At 61.2% G+C, this 22,622-nt stretch carries 19 protein-coding genes; 18 read left to right on the top strand and 1 reads right to left on the bottom strand.

Translation table 11 applies throughout. The annotated features are described in order from the left end of the window. Positions 1-22 precede the first annotated feature (22 nt). The 17 genes from J5J06_15765 to J5J06_15685 all read left to right on the top strand — a co-directional run bounded on the left by J5J06_15765 (position 23) and on the right by J5J06_15685 (position 20,686). Positions 23-1,480, top strand: a complete 1,458-nt coding sequence (locus J5J06_15765) for a ThiF family adenylyltransferase (protein ID MCO6438548.1) — start codon at positions 23-25, stop codon at positions 1,478-1,480. Continuing rightward, positions 1,477-4,257 (top strand): ATP-binding protein, encoded by a 2,781-nt coding sequence (locus J5J06_15760; GenBank protein ID MCO6438547.1) that lies wholly within the window; start codon positions 1,477-1,479, stop codon positions 4,255-4,257. The genes J5J06_15765 and J5J06_15760 overlap by 4 nt, the downstream gene beginning before the upstream one ends. 93 nt (positions 4,258-4,350) lie before the next feature. Further along, positions 4,351-4,869 carry a hypothetical protein gene (locus J5J06_15755; GenBank protein ID MCO6438546.1) on the top strand — a complete coding sequence of 173 codons (519 nt, stop codon included), beginning with the start codon at positions 4,351-4,353 and terminating at the stop codon, positions 4,867-4,869. A gap of 1 nt (position 4,870) precedes the next feature. Continuing rightward, positions 4,871-5,452 carry a hypothetical protein gene (locus J5J06_15750; protein MCO6438545.1) on the top strand — a complete coding sequence of 194 codons (582 nt, stop codon included), beginning with the start codon at positions 4,871-4,873 and terminating at the stop codon, positions 5,450-5,452. Between the two features lie 46 nt (positions 5,453-5,498). Beyond that, positions 5,499-7,421, top strand: a complete 1,923-nt coding sequence (locus J5J06_15745) for a hypothetical protein (GenBank protein ID MCO6438544.1) — start codon at positions 5,499-5,501, stop codon at positions 7,419-7,421. Positions 7,422-7,433: 12 nt separating this feature from the next. Then, a complete protein-coding gene (locus J5J06_15740; protein ID MCO6438543.1) occupies positions 7,434-9,068 on the top strand; it encodes a serine/threonine protein kinase in 1,635 nt (544 codons plus the stop codon). Next, on the top strand, positions 9,065-10,216 hold the full coding sequence (locus J5J06_15735; protein MCO6438542.1) for a hypothetical protein: 1,152 nt from the start codon (positions 9,065-9,067) through the stop codon (positions 10,214-10,216). The genes J5J06_15740 and J5J06_15735 overlap by 4 nt, the downstream gene beginning before the upstream one ends. Beyond that, positions 10,213-10,917, top strand: a complete 705-nt coding sequence (locus tag J5J06_15730; GenBank protein ID MCO6438541.1) for a hypothetical protein — start codon at positions 10,213-10,215, stop codon at positions 10,915-10,917. Before J5J06_15735 ends, J5J06_15730 begins: the two co-directional genes overlap by 4 nt. Beyond that, entirely contained in the window at positions 10,914-12,590 is a 1,677-nt protein-coding gene (locus tag J5J06_15725) for a hypothetical protein (GenBank protein ID MCO6438540.1), read from the top strand. Before J5J06_15730 ends, J5J06_15725 begins: the two co-directional genes overlap by 4 nt. Before the next feature lie 18 nt (positions 12,591-12,608). Further along, positions 12,609-13,190 carry a hypothetical protein gene (locus J5J06_15720; protein MCO6438539.1) on the top strand — a complete coding sequence of 194 codons (582 nt, stop codon included), beginning with the start codon at positions 12,609-12,611 and terminating at the stop codon, positions 13,188-13,190. Between the two features lie 8 nt (positions 13,191-13,198). Then, complete coding sequence (locus tag J5J06_15715; protein MCO6438538.1) at positions 13,199-13,786, top strand: hypothetical protein; 588 nt, start codon at positions 13,199-13,201, stop codon at positions 13,784-13,786. A 139-nt stretch (positions 13,787-13,925) separates the two neighbouring features. Next, positions 13,926-16,418 carry an ATP-binding protein gene (locus J5J06_15710; protein MCO6438537.1) on the top strand — a complete coding sequence of 831 codons (2,493 nt, stop codon included), beginning with the start codon at positions 13,926-13,928 and terminating at the stop codon, positions 16,416-16,418. Next, positions 16,405-17,043 (top strand): hypothetical protein, encoded by a 639-nt coding sequence (locus J5J06_15705; GenBank protein MCO6438536.1) that lies wholly within the window; start codon positions 16,405-16,407, stop codon positions 17,041-17,043. Before J5J06_15710 ends, J5J06_15705 begins: the two co-directional genes overlap by 14 nt. A gap of 116 nt (positions 17,044-17,159) precedes the next feature. After that, positions 17,160-18,155: a hypothetical protein gene (locus J5J06_15700; protein MCO6438535.1), complete on the top strand. Its 996-nt coding sequence runs from the start codon at positions 17,160-17,162 to the stop codon at positions 18,153-18,155. Between the two features lie 71 nt (positions 18,156-18,226). Next, positions 18,227-18,505 (top strand): hypothetical protein, encoded by a 279-nt coding sequence (locus J5J06_15695; protein MCO6438534.1) that lies wholly within the window; start codon positions 18,227-18,229, stop codon positions 18,503-18,505. Positions 18,506-18,880: 375 nt separating this feature from the next. Continuing rightward, positions 18,881-19,138 (top strand): helix-turn-helix domain-containing protein, encoded by a 258-nt coding sequence (locus J5J06_15690; GenBank protein ID MCO6438533.1) that lies wholly within the window; start codon positions 18,881-18,883, stop codon positions 19,136-19,138. Between the two features lie 84 nt (positions 19,139-19,222). Then, complete coding sequence (locus J5J06_15685) at positions 19,223-20,686, top strand: site-specific integrase (GenBank protein MCO6438532.1); 1,464 nt, start codon at positions 19,223-19,225, stop codon at positions 20,684-20,686. Between the two features lie 401 nt (positions 20,687-21,087). Here J5J06_15685 and J5J06_15680 read toward each other — a convergent pair whose 3' ends face one another. Further along, the gene (locus J5J06_15680; GenBank protein MCO6438531.1) at positions 21,088-21,561 is read right to left on the bottom strand and encodes a transposase; all 474 of its coding nucleotides are present in this window, start codon (positions 21,559-21,561) and stop codon (positions 21,088-21,090) included. A gap of 407 nt (positions 21,562-21,968) precedes the next feature. Between J5J06_15680 and J5J06_15675 the strand changes: the two genes are divergently transcribed. Beyond that, positions 21,969-22,481 (top strand): transposase, encoded by a 513-nt coding sequence (locus tag J5J06_15675; protein ID MCO6438530.1) that lies wholly within the window; start codon positions 21,969-21,971, stop codon positions 22,479-22,481. Positions 22,482-22,622 lie beyond the last annotated feature (141 nt).

Raw genomic sequence — 22,622 nt, 5'->3', positions numbered from 1 at the left:
GGAAGCTAGGATTCGTGAGGCCATGGACGATGTACGTACCGGCAACACCGCCGGCGGGCGGATCGTTTACAGTAAGGACCTGCGCAGGCTCGTAAGAGTGGACGACGCGGAAGTCACGGATGGCAAGGACCCGGACAGGTACCTGTCCGTGAAGCCGGAGGACATGGACGTGTTTGCGGATCCGGAGGAGCGCGTCCCGTTCATCGTACTGCCCGGTGAGCAGATTCACACCGTGCTTAGCACGCGCGAGCCCAGGCGTTTGGCACTCCAATGCAGGGACGGCGGCAAGGTCTACAACGGGATTGCGAAGACAGACCTGTCCAGAGCGCTTCCTGCAACGATCCAGTGGGCCCCGCCCGGGCAGGGGATCGCCGTCACCGAGATCGGCGCGCCGACCGATCGCGTGAGGGTCATTGTCTCTCCGCGGACGTCACCGTCCGGTGAAGCGATGGGGCAGTCTCCCCACGAGATCCTCGGCTTCGTTCGGACGGGCGACGGCTGGAAGGCAGCGACGGTCTGCGTGATTCCGGTGCGTGAAGAGCTGTTCTCGCGTGCCAAGGGTCTGCTGGAGACTGACGCACTCGCGGATGCAACAGTCTTCGTCGTCGGCCTGGGATCGGGCGGGTCTCCCATTGCCTGGGAGCTGCCGAAACAGGGAGTCATGCACTTCGACATCATGGATCACGATCGGCTTGAAACCGGTAATGTGGTCCGGCACATGGCGGGTATCTCCGACGTGGGACGGCTCAAGACCGACGTGATGCGGGAGATGATCCTGGAGAAGAACCCGTTCGCCGAGGTGCGTGCCTGGGATTGTAAAGTCTCCTGGAACAACACGGAGTTTCTTCGTCGCATCATCCGCAGGGCGGACGTCGTCGTCATCGCTACGGACAACCGCGAAAGCCGAGTGATCCTAAACAAGCTCTGCGTGGAGGAGAACACGCCGTGCATCATCGCGGCGGCCTTTCGGCGTGCGCACGGCGGGCAAGTACTCAGGGTGCGGCCGCATGAGTCTCCCTGTTACCAGTGCTTTCTGGGGGCCCTACCCGAGCAGGCGGCGTATGAGCGGGTATCCAACCAGGAGCAAGCAGATGAGGTAGCGTACTCGGATCGTCCGGTTGCCGTCGAGCCGGGGCTCTCGACGGACATCGCCCCGATCAGCCTCATGGTCGTCAAACTCGTCATCCAGGAATTGCTGAAGGGCAAGGAGACAACGCTGAAGTCACTGGATGAGGATCTCTCGGCCCCATGGTACATCTGGTTGAATCGCCGAGAAAAGGATACGGACTTCGAGAACCTCGAACCGCTGGAGTGCAGCGTCGATGGCATGCATGTCCTTCGTTGGTACGGCGTCGACCTGCCGCGTAACACCGGATGTCCGTGCTGCGGAGACTACGTCGGCGAGACGGCTGCAAGAGACGGCGTGGAGGTCAGCGGCGACGACGCGGCGGAGTTTGCCGAGCAGGCGGCTGCGATATGAAGCCACACGTGTTGATCTACCGTGTCGGCCATCTTCCGGACTCGGCCTTCCCGCGCTACCGGCTGCTCGCTCGCGCTGACGTGCCCTCGGCGGTTCGAGGCGCGCAGGAGCACCTGCTGCGGGTTGTGGCGTCCAGAGCGCCGCAATCTGTGGCGGTGTCCGTGCGGTTGGCCTTCACTCCGGCGCCCAAGTCCGGAAACGTGCAGGATCGACTTGCTATCTTCCTGATCATCAACGCTCCACGGAAAGAGACGGCCTCCAGCTTTCGAGCCCTTATCGAGTCATCGGCGTTGGTGGAGCTTTACACCCTGCAAGCCGTTGAGGAATGCAGCGTACCCTGGGAGGTGTTTGCGGCGGCCCATGACATAGCGCGGGCTGAGGGGGCGGTCGATCCCCTCCACTCCGCGGAATTCAATCCGCGGATCCCGCCTGTATACTACACTATCGATCCGTTCACGCCGACCCACAGTAATGATGGCATGAAGCTCGACTCCGTCCTAAGCCGCCTCAATGAGCCGGCACTGATCGACATCTGTGTCGAGCCGACCTGCGTCCGAACCGAGCGAACCGAACATACCCGGGATCTGGCCAGGTTGCAGGCCATCAACCGCTCCAGTGATTTCAACGACGCGGAGGACGGCGCGGAACCCGACCCGTTCTGCCCAGAAGACCGATACGCACGACGCGGGCGATCGACCGTAATGCCCCTGCGCTACAAGGATCCTCTCGCTGACGACATCCTGCGGCAGCGCCGCAGCTTTCACGAGACCCTGTCACAGCCCCATCTCGCGTTCCACGCTCGTGTCCTGGCGAAGACGCCGGAAGTAGCGCATCTTCTGGTGTCGACTGTTGCGGAATCCGCGTTTGATGGCGGCAGTTATAGGCTTTTTGCATGTCGTAAGGGTGAATGTCTCTTCGATCAGGCCCTTCAGGCGGTTCGGGACCACCAGGTACTGGGCTTTCCGACACACGACCTCGTCTTGGGTGTACACGCCTCCACATATAGCGGGCTGTCGCGTCTCGGCCACGTCGCGACCGTAGACGAATTGGCCGGAGTCTGGTGTCTTCCGGTCGCATCGTACGGATCGCCGTGCTGCATCCGGCGCAATACGGACCCACCCCAAGTGCCGCATGATCGGCTCATCACCGTCGGATTCGATGGACAGCATATTGGCGCCTCGGAATCGCGCGTATTGCGCGGCATTCGCGATAACGGCCTGCCCAAGCACTGGTTCATCAGTGGCGTTCCCGGCAGCGGCAAGACCGTGTCCACGTTTAACACCCTGCTGCAACTGTCTCGTCGCGGCACGCCGTTCCTGGTTATCGAAACTGCGAACACGCAGTATCGCATTCTCAAGACACTGTCGGGAAGCCACGACGCCGGCGCTCGTGAGCTGGCAGAACAACTCAAGGTCCACACGCCCGGTGTCGAGATCGTTTCACCGTTTCGCCTTAATCCGCTTTGGCATCCGGAGGGTATCGCTCGCGATGAACACATCGAGAACCTCTTGGTCTGCTTCCAGGCGGCCATGGCGATGTCCGGCCCCTTGCCGGGGATTCTCGGCGAGGCGCTGGAGCGTGTTTACGACGAGCAGGCGGATCCAGATACATTCCCGGTCATGCATGATCTGTGCGCTGCAGCGCAGGCCGTTCTATCTGAGAAAAGCTACTCCGCGGATCTCAAGTCCGACCTGGCGGCGGCGTTGGAAGTGCGTCTCGGGAAGCTCATCCGTCGAACGATTGGCCGGATGTTCCAGTGCGGAACCAACGTCCCGGGAATCGACGAGTTGATGCGGTCTTACTCCATCCTCGAACTCGACTCGCTTCCGCCGGAATTGAAATGCCTAGTGACCCTCTTTCTCCTCACCGCCGTGCGCGAGCACGTTCGGGCCCATCCGCGATTCTCCGGCGACACACGGTTTGTCATAGTCATTGAGGAGGCGCACAACGTCGTCGGTCGTAGCGGCGATGCGGCGCCCTCTGAAGACAACCCGGATCCCAAAGCCTTCGCCGCCGAGTACATATGCCGGATGCTGGCCGAGTTGCGCGCTCTCGGAGTTGCGATCATCATCATCGATCAGCTGCCTTCGGCCGTCGCCCCCGAAGTAATCAAGAACACCGGTAGCAAGCTCGCCTTCCGCCTGGTGGACGCCGACGATCGGGAGATCGTGGGTAGCGCGATGCTCTTCGGCCCGGTCGAAACGGAAGAGGTCGCCCGTCTAACGCCGGGCGAGGCCTATCTGTATACCGAGGGGTACCACGGTCCGCAGCGGATTCGAACGCCCGACCTGGCCACCACCCTGAAGCTGGAAGCGCCGCCGACAGATCAGGAACTCGCAGAGCTGATCAGTCGCGAGGACTGGTTTGTCAAGGCCACCGTCCTTCGCAGCGCTGACGAACTGGGCCGCTTGCGCAACGCGATGGATCGATTCGAGGAGGACAAGCGGCGTGTCCATGACGGACTCAAACGAATAGACAGGGACCGCGAGCGGATTCTAAGCGCCACCGGCAATGGGAACTCCTCTTCCCGGCACGCCGGGTTGGCTCGGTGCGCCCGGAGCCTGCGCGATCGGCTCGCCGCTTCTCTTGCCGGCCTCCGGCGCGGTCCGTACCGCAACCTCCTCGGCGCGGGACCACCGTCTGAAGGTGATGACTGTGGCACCGGTCAGCTTCGAGCCGCTCTCGTGAGCCGTTTCGAGACGCTTATCGAGCCGCAAACGGCGTCGCTGCTTAACCGACTCGAGGAGTTGGCAGGTCGCCCCGATCGCGATCAGTGAACTGGATTGTCGTGGTCGTCGGTTTTTTCCGTCGCCAAGCTGCCTGGCATTTGCGATTAGGTCAGTGAGCACGGAGTCAAAGGAGATTCAATCATGCGCAAGCGACGAACGGATGCTCCCACGCGGAGCGACCTGACCAGAACGGTCGATGACCGAAAGACGGAATTCGATGAGAAGACGGATGCCCTGGAGAAACACGCGGATGACGTCGAGACGGAGCGGGAGACTCTGGAGAGTCTCGACTTGACCGGGACGTCCGACGCGGCGGAGGCCGTCGAACAGGCGGTCGAAGCGGCACAGGAGACGAGTGTCCGGGAGTTCGAGGAAGACGGCGAAACGCTGGAACAGGTCCAGAACGAGGGCGAAGAGTTCGAGAAGGAGCTTCACGAGCGATCCGACGCGGCCTCATCGGATATGGGCAAGATCGCGGACGGCGAGAATCGCCTGCACAGCGACGAGGCGAAAAGCGAACTCGAAAAGGCCAAGATGGAAACGCAGCGTGACATCGAACTCCTCGATGAGCATGAGCGTGAAGCCCAAGAGGCCCGCCAGGAGAGCGAGCGCCTTCACGAGGAACAACGCGCGCGAATTCAAGCGGCGGGGAGATCGTAGCATGCCGCCGTCACCTCCCGCTCAGGAATCGTACAGCCTCGAAAACGCCACCCAGCTGCTAACCAGAGTTGACGAGTGTATTGAGGAACTGAAGAGGATCGCCGGTGTTCCACCGAGGCTCGGCTTCGATGGTGTCTGGGAATGGCCGTATATCGGTGAGCTGAACGCAGAGAGGGCCCGCCTGCAAACGCTGGACAAGGAACTGCACGAGTATCTGGCGGCCTCGGAATCCGAGATCGATCGGCTTTTCCGCAACCGTGAGCTCATCGCGGACCACTGCGCCCGGCTCCATGGCCGGCAAGCTGAAGACCACTATTCCGAGGCCGAGGACCAGCTGAATGCCGAACACCGGGAACACGTTGCCATGCACTCGCAAATCGAGCAGAAAATCGCGTCTGCCGAAAATGCGCTGCAAGATGCGGTCGCCCCCGCGTTGCCGAGCAGCCTGCCGAGACCGCCGGTTCAACAACCGTGTGACCCGCTGCTTACGTCGAGTCCCGTGACGGCGCCTCCGCATTGCCTGTTGCCTTCCGGACAGACGGAGCTGGACGGCCTCTTCGAGATTGACCGTCTGCGAATGTGAATTGCCACACCGTCGTTATGTTGCGTGGAATTGGATGCAGTCCCTGATGGTGAACAAGAACGGCCAAAGTGTGACATCCAGTTTGCTCCTTGGGACCGGAGGTTCCAGTCCCGGGCTGATGATGTTGTGCCACGCCGGGAAAGACTCCACGAGGCTGCTTAGCCTGCCTGCGGGCCATAGCATCTACGCAATCGACGTGGACGAACGGGGCGGTGTTGTCGCGGCAGGATCGCGTCACGGCACGATCGATATCCTCCGAGAAACTGCGCAGCAGGCCCGCGCGGACCGGCTTGAGCGGTTGTCGCTCGTTCAGGGTGCGCCGGTGCTGTCGGTCTGTCTACTGGACGGTGGATTGCTGGCCAGCAGTGATATGGCCGGTCGATGCCTGCTCTGGCCCCCGGGACACTCGTCGTTTGACCGCCCGCGCTGCTTGGAACGTCGCGAGGGTAAGGTCTGCTCCCTTCTGGCTCTCCCTGACCACAGACTGCTGGGACTTTCGTCCTCAGGCAAGGTGCTGCTGCTGCGCCTCCCCTCCGGGGAGTTGGCAGACAACGTCGACGCCCCGGTTCCGCCCGTCACGCTTGGCCTGGTTCAATTGCAGCACTGGCCCGTCTGCAACTCCGCCGTGTACGCCTCCGCGGACGGAGAGCTGGTCCTCGTGGACCTTGGCGACTTGCGGATCAGCGTGTGCCCGGCTCATGGCGGCAACTTCAGCGTTGCGATCACCGAGGACGGCCGGCTCTGCACGATCGGACGAGAAGACGGCCTGCTAAGAACCTGGACGTGGTCTTCGAACAGCGCTGGTCACGGCACCGTTACTCGGGTCGCAGAGGCGAAGGGCCCGTGCGGCGTTGTGTCCGCGGCGGTTGTGCCTGATACCGGGCCGTTGAAGCTACTGCTTATCCACGAAGACGGCACGGCGGCCATCTGGGCGACTGGCACGGAGCGACTTCAGCCGGACTGTCGTCTCCCGGGAAACCACTACCGCACTGTCGTCGGCCCGCCTGCTCTGGTGCGTCATTTAGCGCGCCGAGAGCGAGAGGTCAGCGAAGCGCGGGCATTGTGCTATCGGATTCAGCAGGGCATCCATTCGAGACGCTTCGAAGGACTGGAGGAAAGCTACCACAAGCTTGAAAAACGTGGCTTCGAGGCGGTCATCTCGGGCCTGCGCGCTCACGAGGCTGCTGCGAAAAACGACTCTTTGGGTGAACTCAAGGCGCGCCATCGCCTCATACAGTTGCTGCCGGCTGGTGATCCGCGCTCCACCCGGTCCATACTTCGCTACGCGGAGATCCTCGAACAGATCGGCCTGTATGCTGAGGCCCACAGCGCTTGCCTCCGGAACCTCCAGCGCGCCCCTGACGATTCGGAGACGTTCGAGCGCCTGGCGAGGATCGCGAAGCTGCTCAAGGAGAATAGGTGCGTCATCGCAACCTCGGCGCCCACGGAGGAGAGACTCGCTTTCGGGATTCAGGCGGCAGCGGTACTCGACATGAAGTTCCAAGGTCTGTGGCTGCTGGAGCGATCCAAGCCTGTGCCGTGCCCCGAGGCCGCCCTGACCGCCGAGAAGATCGCCGCCAAGTTTGAAGAGATCCGCGCCGAGGACGGACGGATGGGCCTGTCGCCGGCCAGGGTTCAGGCCCTCTGGTGGATAACAGATGGGAGAGTACGCGAGACCGAAACGGTTGTGTTTGGAGGTGATTCGCGTTCTCGCCTGCCGAGGCTCTGTTCGACCATCGAGGCCTTTCACGATGGGCTGCAAAATGTACTTGTCCGCTCGGTCCTCTTCGATGCCGGAACAGGTGATCCCGGCCATACGCCTGCGGAACATAACCGGACGCTGCTTGAGGCGTTCGACGGACTTTATCGGCACGAAACGAGCAATTCATGGCTGCGTGGCTTGAACCGAGTCATCAACCACACCTTGCAGCGTCTGCGCACCGAAGCGCTCGCGCTTCGACCCATCTGAGGAGGGTCCGCGATGTCGCAGAACATATTGAGTCTGACTCCGAGAATCGGCAGACCATTCGATTGGGGTCCCGGATCGTGTAACGGGTCGCAGTCTGTTCGGGGAGATGGCCCGTTTCTCTCTATGGCGCACGGACACGCCCATCGTGCCCCTTCACTATCGCGCAACACGCAGCTCGGGCGGTTTTGCATCCACAGGCACATCGGCAGCGGGAGCATCGGCGAGGTCTACGCAGCCCGTGATACCACGCGTGCGCATGATGTGGCGATCAAGGTCGTGGACGTAGGTCCCTCCGGTTCGGAACACACCGCACGGGAGCTTCAGCAAGAACAGGATCTTTACGATCGCGTTCAAGATCACAGGCACGTTCTCAAAGTGTACGATCTTCACGTGGTGCCGTGGCATGGCACGATGTTGATGGTCCTTTCCATGGAGCATGCGGACGGCGGTGATCTGCGGCAGTGGTTGCTCAACCGACGGTCTGATATCGAGGCTCGCCAGACCCGCGGCATTGAGATGTTCAAGGAGATTTGCCGCGGCGTCGCCGCCATCCACGGCGCCGGCGTTGTGCACCTCGACCTGAAGCCGGAGAACTTCCTTCTTGTTCGTGGCGTCGTGAAAGTGGCGGACTTCAGTCTGTCCCGGTACCTCGAGAGCCTGGCGCCCAATCCGGAAAACGGGTCGTTCAGCGCGGACGACAATCCTTGCCCCGGTACGCCCGCCTACATGAGTCCGGAGCACTTCAACGCGCCGCATCCGGATGATCTCGACGCCCGCTCCGACGTTTACAGTCTCGGTGTCGTACTATACGAAATCCTCAACCCGAAGGGCAGGCCTCCATTCGGAGGGAACTTCGAACGGCTCCGTTATCTGCATACTCAGGTCGCAGCGCCACCGCTGCCGGACGTAGCGAGAAACGTCGCGCACGTCATCAACCGCTGTCTGGCGAAACACAGCGCTCAGCGCTACGTGCGTGTAGCGGACATCCTCGACGACCTTGAATCTCCCACATGCCGCCCGCAGGCCGATCGACCGGTCGCCAACCCCGATCCGCAAGACGAATCGTGGGACCAGGCATGCCGCATGGTGGAGCACGGTCGCTTCGACGATGCGCTGAGGCTGTGTCATCACATTCTTGAGGAATGCCCAAACAACACGGACGCCAAACACATGCAGGAAGCGATCGAAGATCGTTTTCATCAGGCCGAGTGTTTGTACCGCACTATTAAGGACGGAATGAACGAGTCGGGACTTGAGGAGCTTCTGGGAATGCTCGCGGAAGCCGCCAGACTGTATCCTGAGCATCCCTCCGCACGGCTGATCCAGGTCCAGGTGACATTCCGGGCCCGACTGTATCGAGATGCGATGCAGCAGGGACTGGTAAACGCGGAAGACGGCAATTGGGAAAAGGCGCTGTCCTGTTTCGAAGAGGCGGAGCGGCTCTCCCCCGGAGGCACGGCTGTTATGCCGGCCCGGCGACAGGCGGCGAAGGTCGTGGAGTTCATTCGACGGGAACGTGTGCGGATCGACCAGGCTGTCGCCGCGGGTGACCGGGACCGTGCTCTCGCTCTCGCTCGGCGGGTGGACCGACGCGTCGCCCAATGGACGGCCGCGCTGCGGTCCAGGTCAGTTGGAGAGCGGTCATGACGTCGCTCGCGGCTCACCTACGGCATTCCCGCGCGGACGATCACCGCCCCCTTCGTGCATCTTCGCTCCTTTGCCTGATCGCTTTGATCTGCCATTCCGGCGATCGGCGGGCATTGGAGGAATTCCATGGATACCGGCCTGTGTTTCGATTTCGCGGTGGGCCTCCCTCGCTTTTGGTCAAACTCCTGGATTCCCTTCGCCGGGAATATGCCACCCGGAGGCTGTCCGGGGATGATCCAAGCGTAGCCGATCGGGGTTATGACATCACCATCGACAAGTTCACCAACTTGCCAGGCGCGCCCCGGCAAGGCGCGCCGGTGAAACAGAGTGGTTCGGACTGCCGCTTGTACTTCGGGACGGTGCTGCGCCACGGCGAGGCTTGGAGACGATCTCATCCTTCCGCGGATGATTTGCAGGAGGAGACAGCCATTGCCAGGTACCTTCAGCGCCTTGTGGTGCGTCACTTCTACCTCTCTTGTCTCGACGCAAAGCGGAGTCTCGATCGGACAAGAACTCGCTACGCCTGGTCAGTCGGCGGCGGCGTGGTCTATGTCTGGCTCCCTTCACGGTTGCCGGGCAATCAGCGCCGGGCGTGGTTGGAGGCCAACATCGACGATCCGGATCCCGCACGACCAGGTGAGACCAAACGCGTTCAGAGCATCGTCAATCTACGGTTCGGCTGGGCCTCGACCCTACCCCTCGGTAGCAAGGTCAACAGACTCCCCACAGACCGCGCCGAGGACGCGCCGCTCCGTTGGTTGCTGGAAAGAGAGGTCAGCATCCGTGGCTTGGCCGAAACGGTGGCCGACGAAAAGGCCAACAACCTCGCGCGCCAGCGCGATGCAATCCGTGCCATCGGCTGTCACAACTTGCGTAGACTGATTCTGCGTGTCTTCGAAGACCTGAGCCGGGGGTGCTACCGGGACAGCGCCGTGGCCAGTGCATTCGACATCAGCAAGGCTACGTTTAGCCGTTTCGCAGGCAGCCGTTGGCAAACCAATTCGAAGTCCGTGGTCCCGGACCTGTGGGCCAATACCGCGAGAGTCCTGGCCCATCATTCTGAATTCGTCGAGATGGCCAGAGAAGCCGGCGTGTGGCCCAAGATCGAGGTGATCGTGCGCGCTGATAACCGGAGGTGCTCGCCGTGAACGATCGCCTCTTTTTCATCCCGATTGTTGTCAATGCGTTCGAGCAGCCCGATCCGAAGTCCGCGCTTCGAGAGGCGTTTGATCGGATCACGAGAATCGGCCCTTCCAGACAAACGGCAGGCTTCAGGCAGTTCCGTCGCTTCATGGACGAAGTCGCTCGGGAGTACTCAAGAACGGGATTCACCGGAGAATCGTCGGTCTTGGATGATGTTGTGGCGTCCTGCGTGAGACGCCTGACCGGTTCGGAGGGGGAGCCGGGGGTCACCCAGACACCGGGCGATTCAGGCCCCTCCGGAGATGACGAGATTTACCAGACGTTCTGTGGCGGCATCCGCTCCGCAGCGGACCGCCCCTCGATTCGTGAGATCATCGTGGAGCGGAATGGAGTGGTGATGGCCGGTTTCGCCCTGGGGCAGGACAGCGACGCATACAGTATTCACGACGTCACGCCGGGGCACTACCGGCTGCGCCTGGAGTCCGGCCGCGTCCTGTGGGAGCGTACGCTGACGGCCGAAGACCTCATCTGGTCCGTGGGGTTTCCAGAAGATCCGCTCCCGATGGCGGCCGATAGCGGGGAGCCGGACACCGAGCCGGCCTTCCAAGCGAGTCTCATCGGAAATCGCCTGATTCTTCACGTACATCCAGGCCTCGAATCCGGTTCAATTGCGATTACTTGGAAGGGGCAGGAGACTCGAACGTGACCAAGACCGCACCGGAAACAACCGGCAGAGCGCGAGCCGCACTCGTGTTCGGCAAGGGACCGGACGCAAGGGCCGTGGTGACGGCTGTGGTCGCCAAGTCGCGTCCGAGATCCGCGGGCAGGCGGTTGACGGTTGCGGGCTCGGTAGCCTTCAGACCGCGGGTGATCGAGCATCTGGTCGACACGGTCCTGCCGGTTGTCGATCGAATCATGCAGCTACTGTGTCTGCCGAGGCGGTCATTCGAGGTTTCCGTCGTTAACATCGGCGCGGCTTCGACGGCGGATCTGGGCGTGAGCGTGTCCGGATTCTCATCGGATGCGCCGGTCTTTCTCGCTCTGGTCTCCGCCGGGTTGAAGATGCCTCTGCGCCAGGACGTAGTCACGACCGGGCACATTGCCTCGCCGGACGGGGACATTCGTTCCGTCGAAAGCATACCCGCCAAACTGGCGGCGGCTGCGGAGCTGCCGGATGTGTCGCGGTTTATCTACCCTGGGTCGGACGCCGATACGTCGCTCGAGTCGCTCAGTCCTGTCGCAAGGCAACACATCGCTGATTCCATTGCGGAGGTGTGCATTCGAATGCGCCCGATCGGGGTACACGATGTTGCCGATCTGTTGAACGAAACAACATCCGATGAGGCCCGCGCGCTGGGCGCCTTACGCAGCGGGTTCTTCAGCGCTCCGCTGGAGTCGGTGGAGGATCGGGGCATCCCGGGTCGCGCAGCGCAGCTGTTGGGCCAAGGCAACGAGCTTCGACTCTGGCGAGCACTGGAATCGCACCTGCGATCCGGGAAGAGCCGCCCCGCAAAGCTGCTTCTGAATACGTGGGTGAGGCACCACCTCCAGCGCAAACATTACCCAACAGACTTCGGGCTTAAGCTGAGCCACCTGATCGGATCCCTGCCGCAGGCCACACGGCGCATCAGGGTGACGTTCCCGTTACTCTCCGCCAGAACCTGCGTGGCATTGAGCCGTTTCGCCACCAAGGAAGATGACTGCGACGTTCGGCGCCTCTTCGAGGCCTCCGCAGGAAAGGGGCTCATCGACCGCCACACACCGACGGCATCTTCATCGAGACGACGAAAGGGCGACGCGGCGACGGCAGTCGACGTCGTGTTGGCAGAGATCAGCGCTGATGCGCTGGCTCAGAAGATCGGGAATCCTATTGATGCGGTGAGGGCAAGACATGTTCTTCCGCATGTCATCGTCGCCTCGCATGAAGAGTTCTTGGATACGACCTGCGCCTTTTACTCCGCCCTGGTGCAGGCCGATGTTGTCACTCCTCCAAGTGAACGAGCCGACGATCTGGCTGGAGGGGCACTCGCACTTGTCGCTAACGCATTCGCCGACAGAGGAGGGCCGGAGGCGGCGGAGACCGAGGCGAGGTACGGGATCCACGGCGGCATGCGGTTCGTCCTTGACCTGATGACCGAACAGCACAAGGCCAGTCAACAGTCGCTTCACGTCCGGCGGCTTCTGAAAGAGGCTTTGGACCCTCTGGACTGGGACGCAAGAGTCGCCTTCATGAGGGCGTTGCTCGAGCGTATCGGTTCGGCCTTGCCTGAGGACATACGAAGTGCGCCGCCGCATCGATTCGTTCGAAAACTCGAACCGATTGTCCTTGCTTACGTGCGGTCCGTGGACCGCGTCGGAGAACTACTTCGCACACTTTAGACAGAAAGGAACGCCACGATGGTATCGATTAACGCTACGCTGGCCGCGCTCGATGAGCGTGAAATCGCGAGGCGCGTGCGCGGTCGCCACGATGAGGCGCGCATGCGTTTCGCGCTTAACGGAAACACAGTACGCAACTTCGAGGAGTTCTGCGAAGTCATCGGGGACTACTACAACCATCACTTTTCCTACTGCGTCACTGATGGTGCACGGTTATCAGAGTCTGAGGCCACCGGCCGTGCCAAGGAAGCTCTCGAAAGTCAGCTGCGCCGCCGCCGGGCCACTATTATGGACGCTTACAATGACGCGGCGGATGGAACCAACGGCGGTCTTCGAGTCGTTCTCGACACGATTGCCCTTGCTTTCATCGACGACTCCATCGAGCGATATGTCCGCGGGGTATTCGATCGGCAGGTTGCGCCCAATATCTGGGAAGACAAAGTCGAGATCATCAGACAGTTCATCCGTCAATGCGGAGCGAATCTCTCCTCGTCTATTCACGCCGATCAGCCTGAACGGTACGCGCACGACTTCTCCGAATTGATTCGTTCGTACGTCGAATCCCTTCAGAGGACCTCTTCGATCTTCCGGCGCTTGTAGTCAAAACGATGATGGCCGACAGCAAACTAGCTGTGCTCTTGGAGCGTATCGCTGCTGATCGGACGCTGGACGAAGTAGACCGGCGCGTCGATGCGGCGATGAACTCGTTTTCGTACCCGGCGGGCCGAATCACGGATGTCGGAGAGTTCCGCCGATGCGTTACGGACTTCCTCGGTCATGTCGAGGCTCGCGTGTGGCGTCTTCCCGAGCCGGTGGCGGCAAGTTTCGGATTCAACTGGGGGCGATGTTTGCCGCTACTTTTGAAGGAATACGGACCCAATGGAGAGAAGGCCGCTTTTGAAATGGCCCGAACCGGTACCGAGGGAGGCGTCTACCGCGTGCTCAAGGACCTCGCGCGGAGGCTCGCCGGTCAATACGCAGAGAACGAGGTGGCCGCGAGAATAGCGCACTACTGGAATGGCCTGTCAACCAAAGAGAAGCTCGCCGCCCCGGACGAGTACCTCGAACGCTTCGGGCATCTGCTGCCTTCTGAATTGACCGAAGGCTCTGCCGGCCGCCTACGCGCTGACTTCCCAAGGGTGCTAGGCGAGCATCCGGCCCTCATGCAGCGTCTCTCGCGAATCGGCCGGAGTTGACGCGTGCGGCCACGGCAGGCGACTGGACTTCGGGCGGAACCCGCACCATCCGAATCCCTTCCTACGATTCCGGATCAATCCCTGAAACGGCGGGGCCAAGTCCGCCGCCTACCCGGATGGAAGAAAGGATGCCCGCGTTATGTCGATCGAACAGGCGCTGGTGGCGCAGCCGAGGCCAAGCATGTTGGCGGCGAAGCTGCGAGATACCTACGCCGCAGAGGTTGTCAAAGGCTGCCAGCCCGAGATCGCTCCACATCCGGTGGCGCTCGAGCCGGTGTACGTCCCGCTGGGTGCCGCGGGACCATCTGAGTGTGCCCCCGCAGATGTGGCATGGATTGCTGCGCCAAAGACACGGCCGGACGATCAGATGAGACTGAAGGTATGGGTGTCCCCGGAACAGTCATGCAAGTGGCGGCGGTCGGAGCTGTTCCTGAAGCAACTTGGCCGCGTGCGCCACCGTGTCGGCTTCGAGATCGTGGGAAACGGGGCCCTGATCGAGATCCTGCTGCTATGCCAGCGGGAGGATCTTCCCGTGCTTCAGGCGGCCTTTTATGGTCAGTTCGACCGATGCAAGCTCACCTTGCACGGCGACAACACGCTTGGAGCGCTCTTCCGGTCTGCGCGGAACGACGTCGTTTTTGAAGACTATCTGCCGCCGCCCCCATGTTCGCATCTATTCACGAGGCCGGACGAACTGAACACCTCGCCCTACGGGTCGATCATGACTTCTTTGGCAAACATTCAGTCGCCCGCCGTCGGGTTGTATCAGATCATATTCCAGCCGGTGGCACCGAACCACAACTGGCATCGCAACGTTGAACTGCTCATGCGACTTGAGTTCAGCCTGAAGTCGGCCATAGGACCGTTGCCACCGCAGCGGCTTCCTCAACAGATGCCCGACGGCGAGCTGCGCGGCATGGCGATGGACACCGAAGCCAAGGCCCATTCAGACAAGCCGTTCTTCGCTGCGGCCATGCGCGTCGCCGTTATCGGCGCCGGAGCGTTCTCCGACTATGCGCTTCGCGCGTTGACCACGGTCAGTAGTCTCATTCAACACGGCGGTCGACCACTCGACCGGCTCACTGAGGCCGATTACCGATCGCACCTGCCAGAGAACGAAATCCGCCGAATGTTTCTTGAGGGTAGCACCTATCGGCCGGGCTTCCTCGTCAATTCCTGGGAGTTGACCAGCCTGGTCCACATCCCGCCGGCGGATGTCGGCGAACATCGCCCCACGTCGATTGAAGTTCTCGAAACGCTGCCGCCTGATCCCTCGGTGCAGACGGGTACACCGATCGGGATTTGCCGTGTCGCTGACCGCGATCTGCCGGTGTGTCTCCCGACAGTAGTGCGCAAAAAGCACACTCATCTTGTCGGAGGGACAGGCACCGGAAAATCGACGGTCATGCTGCACATGATCCTGCACGACATAAACGAGGGGCACGGCGTTGCGCTCATCGACCCGCACGGCCCGCTCGTGCGGGAGCTTTTGCTTCGGATCCCGCGGCGCCATGTCGACCGCGTCATCCACATGAACCCGGGCGACAAGGACTGGATACCAATCTGGAACCCTCTTCATTGCGGCGCGGAGGACGTTCCGGGCCGTCTCGCAGACGACATCGTCGGCGCATTCCGCGCCTTCGTGACCGGCTGGGGACATCGTCTCGAACATCTGCTCCGCCAGGCGATTCTCGGCGTTCTCCACCTGCCGGACGGAAACTTACTCGATGTGGCGGATCTGTTACGCAAAAAGTCTGAAGAGAGTAAGGAACTGCGCGAGCGTGTCGTGGATCTCGTGGAGCACCGCCTTACGAGATCCTTTTGGCAGAAGGACTTCGACGGATACGGCGCCGCGGATTTGACTCCCCCTCAGCACAAGCTGAGCCGGCTTCTGACCGTGGCGAACGAATCGCGAATGCTCTCACAATCCGACAGTTTGTTCAATTTTCGCGAGATCATGGATACGGGAAAGATCCTACTCGTGGATCTGTCTACGATCGGTTCCGAGGTTCGTGAGGTCCTGGGGTGCTTCATGCTCGCGCTGCTTCACCGGTCCGCGATCGGACGGGCGGATGCGCCGGAAACAACGCACAAGGCCTTTCACATCTACTGCGATGAGGCGCACCGGTTCATCACGGACGCGATCGAGGATTTGATCTCCGAAACGCGCAAGTACGGTGTCTCGCTCACTCTCGCGCATCAGTACATGAGTCAATTCGGTGCACGCAAGTCCGACGCGGTGTCGAGCGTAGGATCCACAGTCATCTTCCGTGTCAACAGCACGGATGCGTCGTACCTCAAGAAGGATCTGCAGGACAAAGTGGAGGTAGGCGATCTATGCGGTTTGCGGCAGTATGAGGCCGTCGCCCGGATTGGCACGGAGATCGCCAGGCTCAAGACGCGCGAAGCGCCGAAAGTCCCCAGAAACCACTTCCGCGACCTCATCATCGAGCAATCGCGGCGGCGTTACTGCCGTCGGGTCGACGAAGTGAAGCGCGCCATAGAAGACCGCCACTCTCGACGGTACGGGACGGCCGCGCAGTCCGTGTTGGACGCAACCGGTGTCGCTCATGTGTCCGAATTGATGGAAAGCCCCGGGACCGACGAGACCTACGATTATGAACAGCTCTGAGTCGGGGCAATGCGAAGCAGACACCATGATCGCCCGGATCGCCGCCTTGCTTGACGAATCGCTCCTGGCTCAACTCATCGACCGACCGATCAATAACGCGGTCGAGTCGTTCTCATGCGGCGTTGAGACGCCGGAGTCGCACTTACAAGCGCACGACCTGGTCACTGACTTTGTTATTCACATGCACGCGCAAACGGCATCGCTACGCGGCAGATTCTCGCGGGAGCGAATGAAGGACGTGGCCGTCGCACTGCTGGAACAAGGTTATTCGGGCTTTCGTTCCGCAGCATATGATGAGGCGTTGAGGGACGCGTTCGACGAATCCCAGGACGGCATGAGAATCATCATCGCCCGCCTGGCGGAGGCCGCCAAACGGCGCCGGCGGCAGGAGTACACGCGCTGGGTGTTTGCCCGACACATCGATCCGCTGGACTGGGAGACAAGGTGTCTGATTGCGAAGCTCCTTCTGGCACGGGCAACGCCGCTCCTTCCGCCACCACCCAAGGGTTACACGTATCGTCCAGAGGAACTCGTCGACAACATCCCGGATCTCATGGAACGCCTGCTCGAAACCGAGCGACAAGCGCGCCAGACCCTCTCCGATCCTCTTGCCGCTCTCGCCTGAAACCAATCGCCCGCGCCCACCGCTTCAAAGGTTAGAGGGACAAACCGGGCGGTTTAGCCGGCAGAGGCGCCGGCTTCCGCTGGTCCCCCGGCTGCGCTATTGTTGGAGCGGACACGGTGGCCAAGACAGCCCCGCCAAGACACACACACGAGAAGGTCACGCTCTTCCGACAGTGCTTCACCGGCCTGTTGAACGTCTACGGTACGTACAATCCACGCAACGGGCGCGTACGACAGGTCAAAAAGCACGTGTCAGATGCCGTCATTCTGGCACATCTGCGAGGACGTCAGCCGTACGGAGTCTACTTGCTGACCGATGATACGACCCGAGCGATCGTAGCGGATTTTGATGATGGGGATCCGACTCCGGCTCGAGGTTTTGTTCAGCAAGCCGGGCACTATGGCATCGCGGCCTACCTCGAACGCTCAAAACGCAAGGGCTGGCACGCCTGGATCTTCATGCAACTGCCCGGCGCCAGCGCCATGAAGGCAAGGCTCGTTGTCAAGATGATTCTCGAGGAGATCGATAGGCCCGCTACGGAGATCTTCCCCAAGCAGGACAGGCTGGTGGACGACACGCGCTTTGGCAATTTCATCAACGCGCCGTTGTATGGCGCCCTTGTGCCGCGAGGGCGAACCGTATTCGTAGATCCGGCCAATCCGACCAAACCGCTCCCAGATCAATGGGGCCTACTGAAAGCGGTAAGACGTGTGCCAGAACGGCTACTTGATGAGATCATCGAGATCAACGGACTCGCGGTACCAAAAAGCCCGCCCGCGTCGCCTTCGCCGTCGTCCAGCGATCATCGACGTTCGTTTGGTCTGCCACCGTGTGCGCAGACGATGCTCGCCGACGGTGTCACAGCCAACCAGCGTGTCGCGTGTTTTCGGCTGGCGGTGAATCTCAAGCAGGCGGGGCTACCCTTCGACAGCGCTGTCGCTGTTCTCAGGGACTGGGCCAAGCGCAACCGCCCGACAGGTGGCAACCGGACGATCGTGGAAGATGAGATCATCGCGCAGGCAGCCTGCGCCTATGGCAAGGACTATCGCGCATGCGGATGCGAGGACCCGGCGGTGAGGCCGTATTGTAGAGCCGGATGCTGGGTGAAGTGACAGGTGTCGCGTGAGGTCATCAACGCCCACGCGCACGGCTGATGGAAGAACAGAAAGAAGGGAGCATGACCATGACTCAGCAGACACAAGCACCGATCAAGGAGTTCCGAGCGGGATCCGTCAGGGCCGCGATCTGGCGCGAAGACATACTGGATCAGGGACGCCCAATCGTGAAACACAGCGTGAAGATCCAGAAACGCTACTTCGACAAAGGAACCGGAGAATGGCGAGACACGGACTACTTCTTTCCAAACGACCTTCCGCGTCTGCGACTGGTCGCCGAGAAGTCGTTCGAGTACATCGCTCTGCACGAATCCAACCAGGACACTCCCGCGGATCGACAAATGTGAGAGGCTTTGGCGTTAGGCGAGGAATGACAAATGGTCCATGATGGGGCTATACAACGAAGAGACATCTGTAAGAGCGATGGGTCCACGGAGTCGTCCGCCTCCGAAGATGGTGCCAACATCCGGAACGGCGTCGCGAATCATGCGGCGGTGGTACCGTGCATGTGCTGCGGGTCTCCACTGGAGCCCTGCGGTTTGAAGATCGAGTGTCCGGCATGCGGGTACCTTCAGTGCGTGGCGTGTGACGGCTGAACGCCGGGATCACGGCGGTCATCCCGCCGCATACGGTATATCACCCTCAAGTCACGCTGACGACATCCGGCGTACATCTTCATCTATGACACCGCGAAGACGAGAGCCTCAGCAAGGGAGTAAGCGATGACCCCGGCAGGTGCGGAGTCCCAAGTGAACCCAGGAGGAACGATGCTCATCGACGCCCGCGAGCTTGCAGGACTTCTAGGGCTGTCACTCCGCAGCGTCCGCCGGCTCGATTGTGCCGGCAAGCTCCCGCAGCCGGTGAGAATTGGCAGCGCCGTCCGTTGGCGCGTCCAAGAGGTGGTCGCTTGGCTGGAAGCCGATTGCCCGGATCGCGCGCAATGGGAGACGCTCCGGAAAGGACGCCGGAAGGCGAATTGACAACAGGCTTGCGCCCGCTGCAAAGAGCGCTATACTGATAGGAGTAGCGATAGGAAGCAGAAAAACCCGGAAAGGCAAGCAACGATGGCTCGAGTATTCCGGCACACGTATACGAAGAAGGGACTCGACGGCCAGCGCGTCCAACACCAGACGAAGAAGTGGTACATCGAATACCGCGATGCGCAGCGCGTCGTGCGACGCGTGCCCGGCTTTGTGGACAAGCGTGCCACTGAGCAACGCGCAGCGGAGCTGGAACGTCAGGCGGAGCGCGAGCGCGTTGGGATTGTCGAAGTCCCGATTCGCCACTTACAGGCATCGCTGCAAGAACATATCGACGCTTGGTTCGACGATCTGGCAAGAGCCGGACGTGCGTCAGAGTATCGCCGGAAGCTGAAAGCCAGGATCGACCGCCTCGCTGACGAACTGGGTTGGGCCACGCTGGTGCGCGTCACGCCCGACGCACTCGCACGATGGCTGGCGAAGGCCAAGCGCGACGGCCTGAGCGACCGTACGGTCAATCATTACCTGGACACCGCCAATGCCTTTCTGAACTGGTGTGTGACGACCCGGCGACTCGAAAGCAACCCGATTGAACACCTCGCGCGCGCGGAGCTTGTCGAACCGACCTTCGAGCGTCGTGGTGCCCGACCGGACGAGTGCATGCGGTTACTGAAGCACGCTCCGCCACATCGTCGCATCGTGTACCTGACGGCGATGCTCACAGGCCTGCGGCGAAAAGAGCTCAAGTGCTTGCGGTGGTCCGACATCCATTTCGGGGGTGACACTCCGCACATTCAGTTGCGTGCGGTCACGACGAAGTCCCGGCGGTCCGACACGATTCCGCTGTCGCCCGAACTCGCACAGGAGCTACAGGAGATACGCCCGGCCAACTTCGGTCTTACGGACACGGTCTTCAGAAGTGTGCCGAAGATCGATACGTTCAAGAACGATCTTGAGAAGTCCGGAATCAGCTACGTGGACGAAGCCGGGCGTCGGCTGGATTTCCACGCGCTGCGCGTGACCTTTGGAAGCATGCTTGCCGCCAGCGGAACCGCCCTCCGCACCGCCATGGAGCTCATGCGACACACCGACGCAAGGCTGACCACCCGCATCTACACCGACCCGAGGCTCCTCGACACAGCAGCTGCGATCAACGCCTTGCCGCGGCTCGTGCCGTCTTCTGACGATCGAGAAGTAGACCAGAAGCGCGCCACGGGCACGGACGACATTGCGGCATCCGTGGCGGGCTCCAAGAGCAACTGCGATCAGGACTGCGACCCCGAAAGCTTGGTGTCTGGCTTGGTGTTTTCCTTGTCGGAACGGGGTTCATCGATTGGTAACCGGTTGGCATCGGATGGCACCGAGACGGGTGAGAACGAGCAGATTGGGAAGGGCGTAACTCCTTCAAAGAAAGGCACTTACGACATCATTCAACACTCGGTGGCACCGCCTGACACGCCCACAAAAAAGCCCGCCAAAAGGCGGGCAAAAGTGGAGGCGGGGGGAATCGAAATCGTTGCCGAAAACCGGGAAAAACCGCGTTCTTGATACCGAAATAGCGGTTTTGCAAGAGCTTACGTGAAAAACCGATCTGACCACTCGTGACCCGTTCGGACCGTTCAAGGCCGTCGAAAACGACTTTTTGCGTGTACTCATCGTGTATTCGTTTCTTGCGGTTTGCAGCTGCCGCTGCCACCGCCCATAGATTCACTGATCCCGGCAGCGCGTTCGTTATGGACCCGAAAGCCACCTCTTCAGCTTCTTCCATCTGATTACCGCCAGGGCAGCGTTCAGCGCGTTAAGTTCAGCAATCTGTATATTGCGCGAATAATCGTTTGCGACGGCACCGTCAGAGAACGAAAACCTATTGCGGACATGTTCTCGCATTCGCGGTGTGCTGACGGTCACACGAATCTGGCCACGCAGTCCTTCCTCGGCCAGATCGACGCCTAGAGCCTCGAGACATTGGGGCGTTGAACGGAGTTCCACGAAAGCAAGGCGGCGATCCGGTTCTTGACCATCGTGCGAACCCGGATCAGGAAGCACCGCTGGCGCAGCACGCGCTTGACCCTGCGCGTGTCGCGGCTCGGCACGTATGCCGTTGGAATCAAATCCGCTCTGAGCAGGTGTGCCAGTACGCAAGCGTCGAACTTGTCGGTCTTGATACGTGTGTCGGCGATGGCACGAACCTTAAGCGGGTGAGCCAAGACGACTTCGTCGGCGAACTCGTCGAGCCAATGGTGCATCGGTTCCCAAGCATACGACGCTTCGAGGACGGCCTTGATGGGCCTCTTGTACCGTCCGAGCGTGTCGGCAACGCCGGGCCGCGAACTTGGGATGTCGACGCTCTTGAGAAGCGTTTCATCGCGATCCATCACCGCGACGTGGCTGCGTTTCCTTTGGGCGTCCACGCCCTCGTACAACGTGTCCTGTATCTCCGGATCTCCTTTCTGGCCCGTCCGTGGGCCGTTCGGTTTCGCGGAGTCTACAGAACTTTCATCAAAACTTTATGTAGGGTTTGTCGTAACTCTTCAGCCATCTGCAACGGCCCGCGGCGGAGGAGTGGTAAAATAGGTAAACTTGCGCCCCGTGCCTTGCGCTGGTATGTCGGGCCGCATGAAGCCAGGGACGGCGAAAGAACTCCAGGCAATCCTCGACGCCGCGCTGCGTGGGCAGCTTGACGAGGCGTTGGCACGCAAGCTTCACGCGCTGGGGCCCGAGGCCGTTGCGTTTGCCGCACTGGCCATGAGCCGACACATTGCCGCGCTTGAGGGTAAGGGCGGCGGTGCAGCATCGTCCCCCTCAACGCCTTCCGGCATGGTTCCGGTCTATGCCAAGCCCAACAAGCGCCAGCGACGCAAGAAGCCCGGTGCCCGCGACGGACATCCGGGCCGAATGGCGGGCGTTCGCCAAGAAGCTGCGGCGTCTGCTGCGCGACGGCATTCGGCTGCGCAAGCGGAGCGACTTCGCGGTGGGCGCGTTCCCGGATCGGATCGAGCGATTGAACAAGCGTCTGGCCGACCTCGCTGCGGCAGAGCCCATCGACGGCGATACGCGCAGGTTGACGAAGCGACTTCGCAGGTACGCGGAGTATCTCTTCACGTTCCTCGACTACGACCATGTGCCGTTCGAGAACAACTTCGCCGAGCGTCAGATTCGCCCGGCCGTGATCCTGCGGAAGAACAGCCAGTCAAACCGCTCGGAGCAGGGCGCCGCGACCCAGGCGGTGTTGATGAGCGTCTACCGAACCCTACGCCTCCGCGGACTCGACCCCACCAAAACCATCGCCGACGGCCTCAAGATCTACCTGACCACCGGCCAACTGCCACCGCTACCAGCCTGATTCGTTGCACATGGCTGAAGAGTTAGATGCGCCGGTCAAAACCGGCAAGGAGAAGCGAATGAAAGAGTCGCACGGAAAAGGCCCAGCCAGCCATTCCGGCCCCGAGTCATGTAGCGTCGATCGCGAGGTCGCCGCTGAAGC

Source organism: Phycisphaerae bacterium (assembly GCA_024102815.1).
GTDB lineage: Bacteria > Planctomycetota > Phycisphaerae > UBA1845 > UBA1845 > JAGFJJ01.
This window is presented reverse-complemented; position numbering and strand designations above follow the sequence as displayed.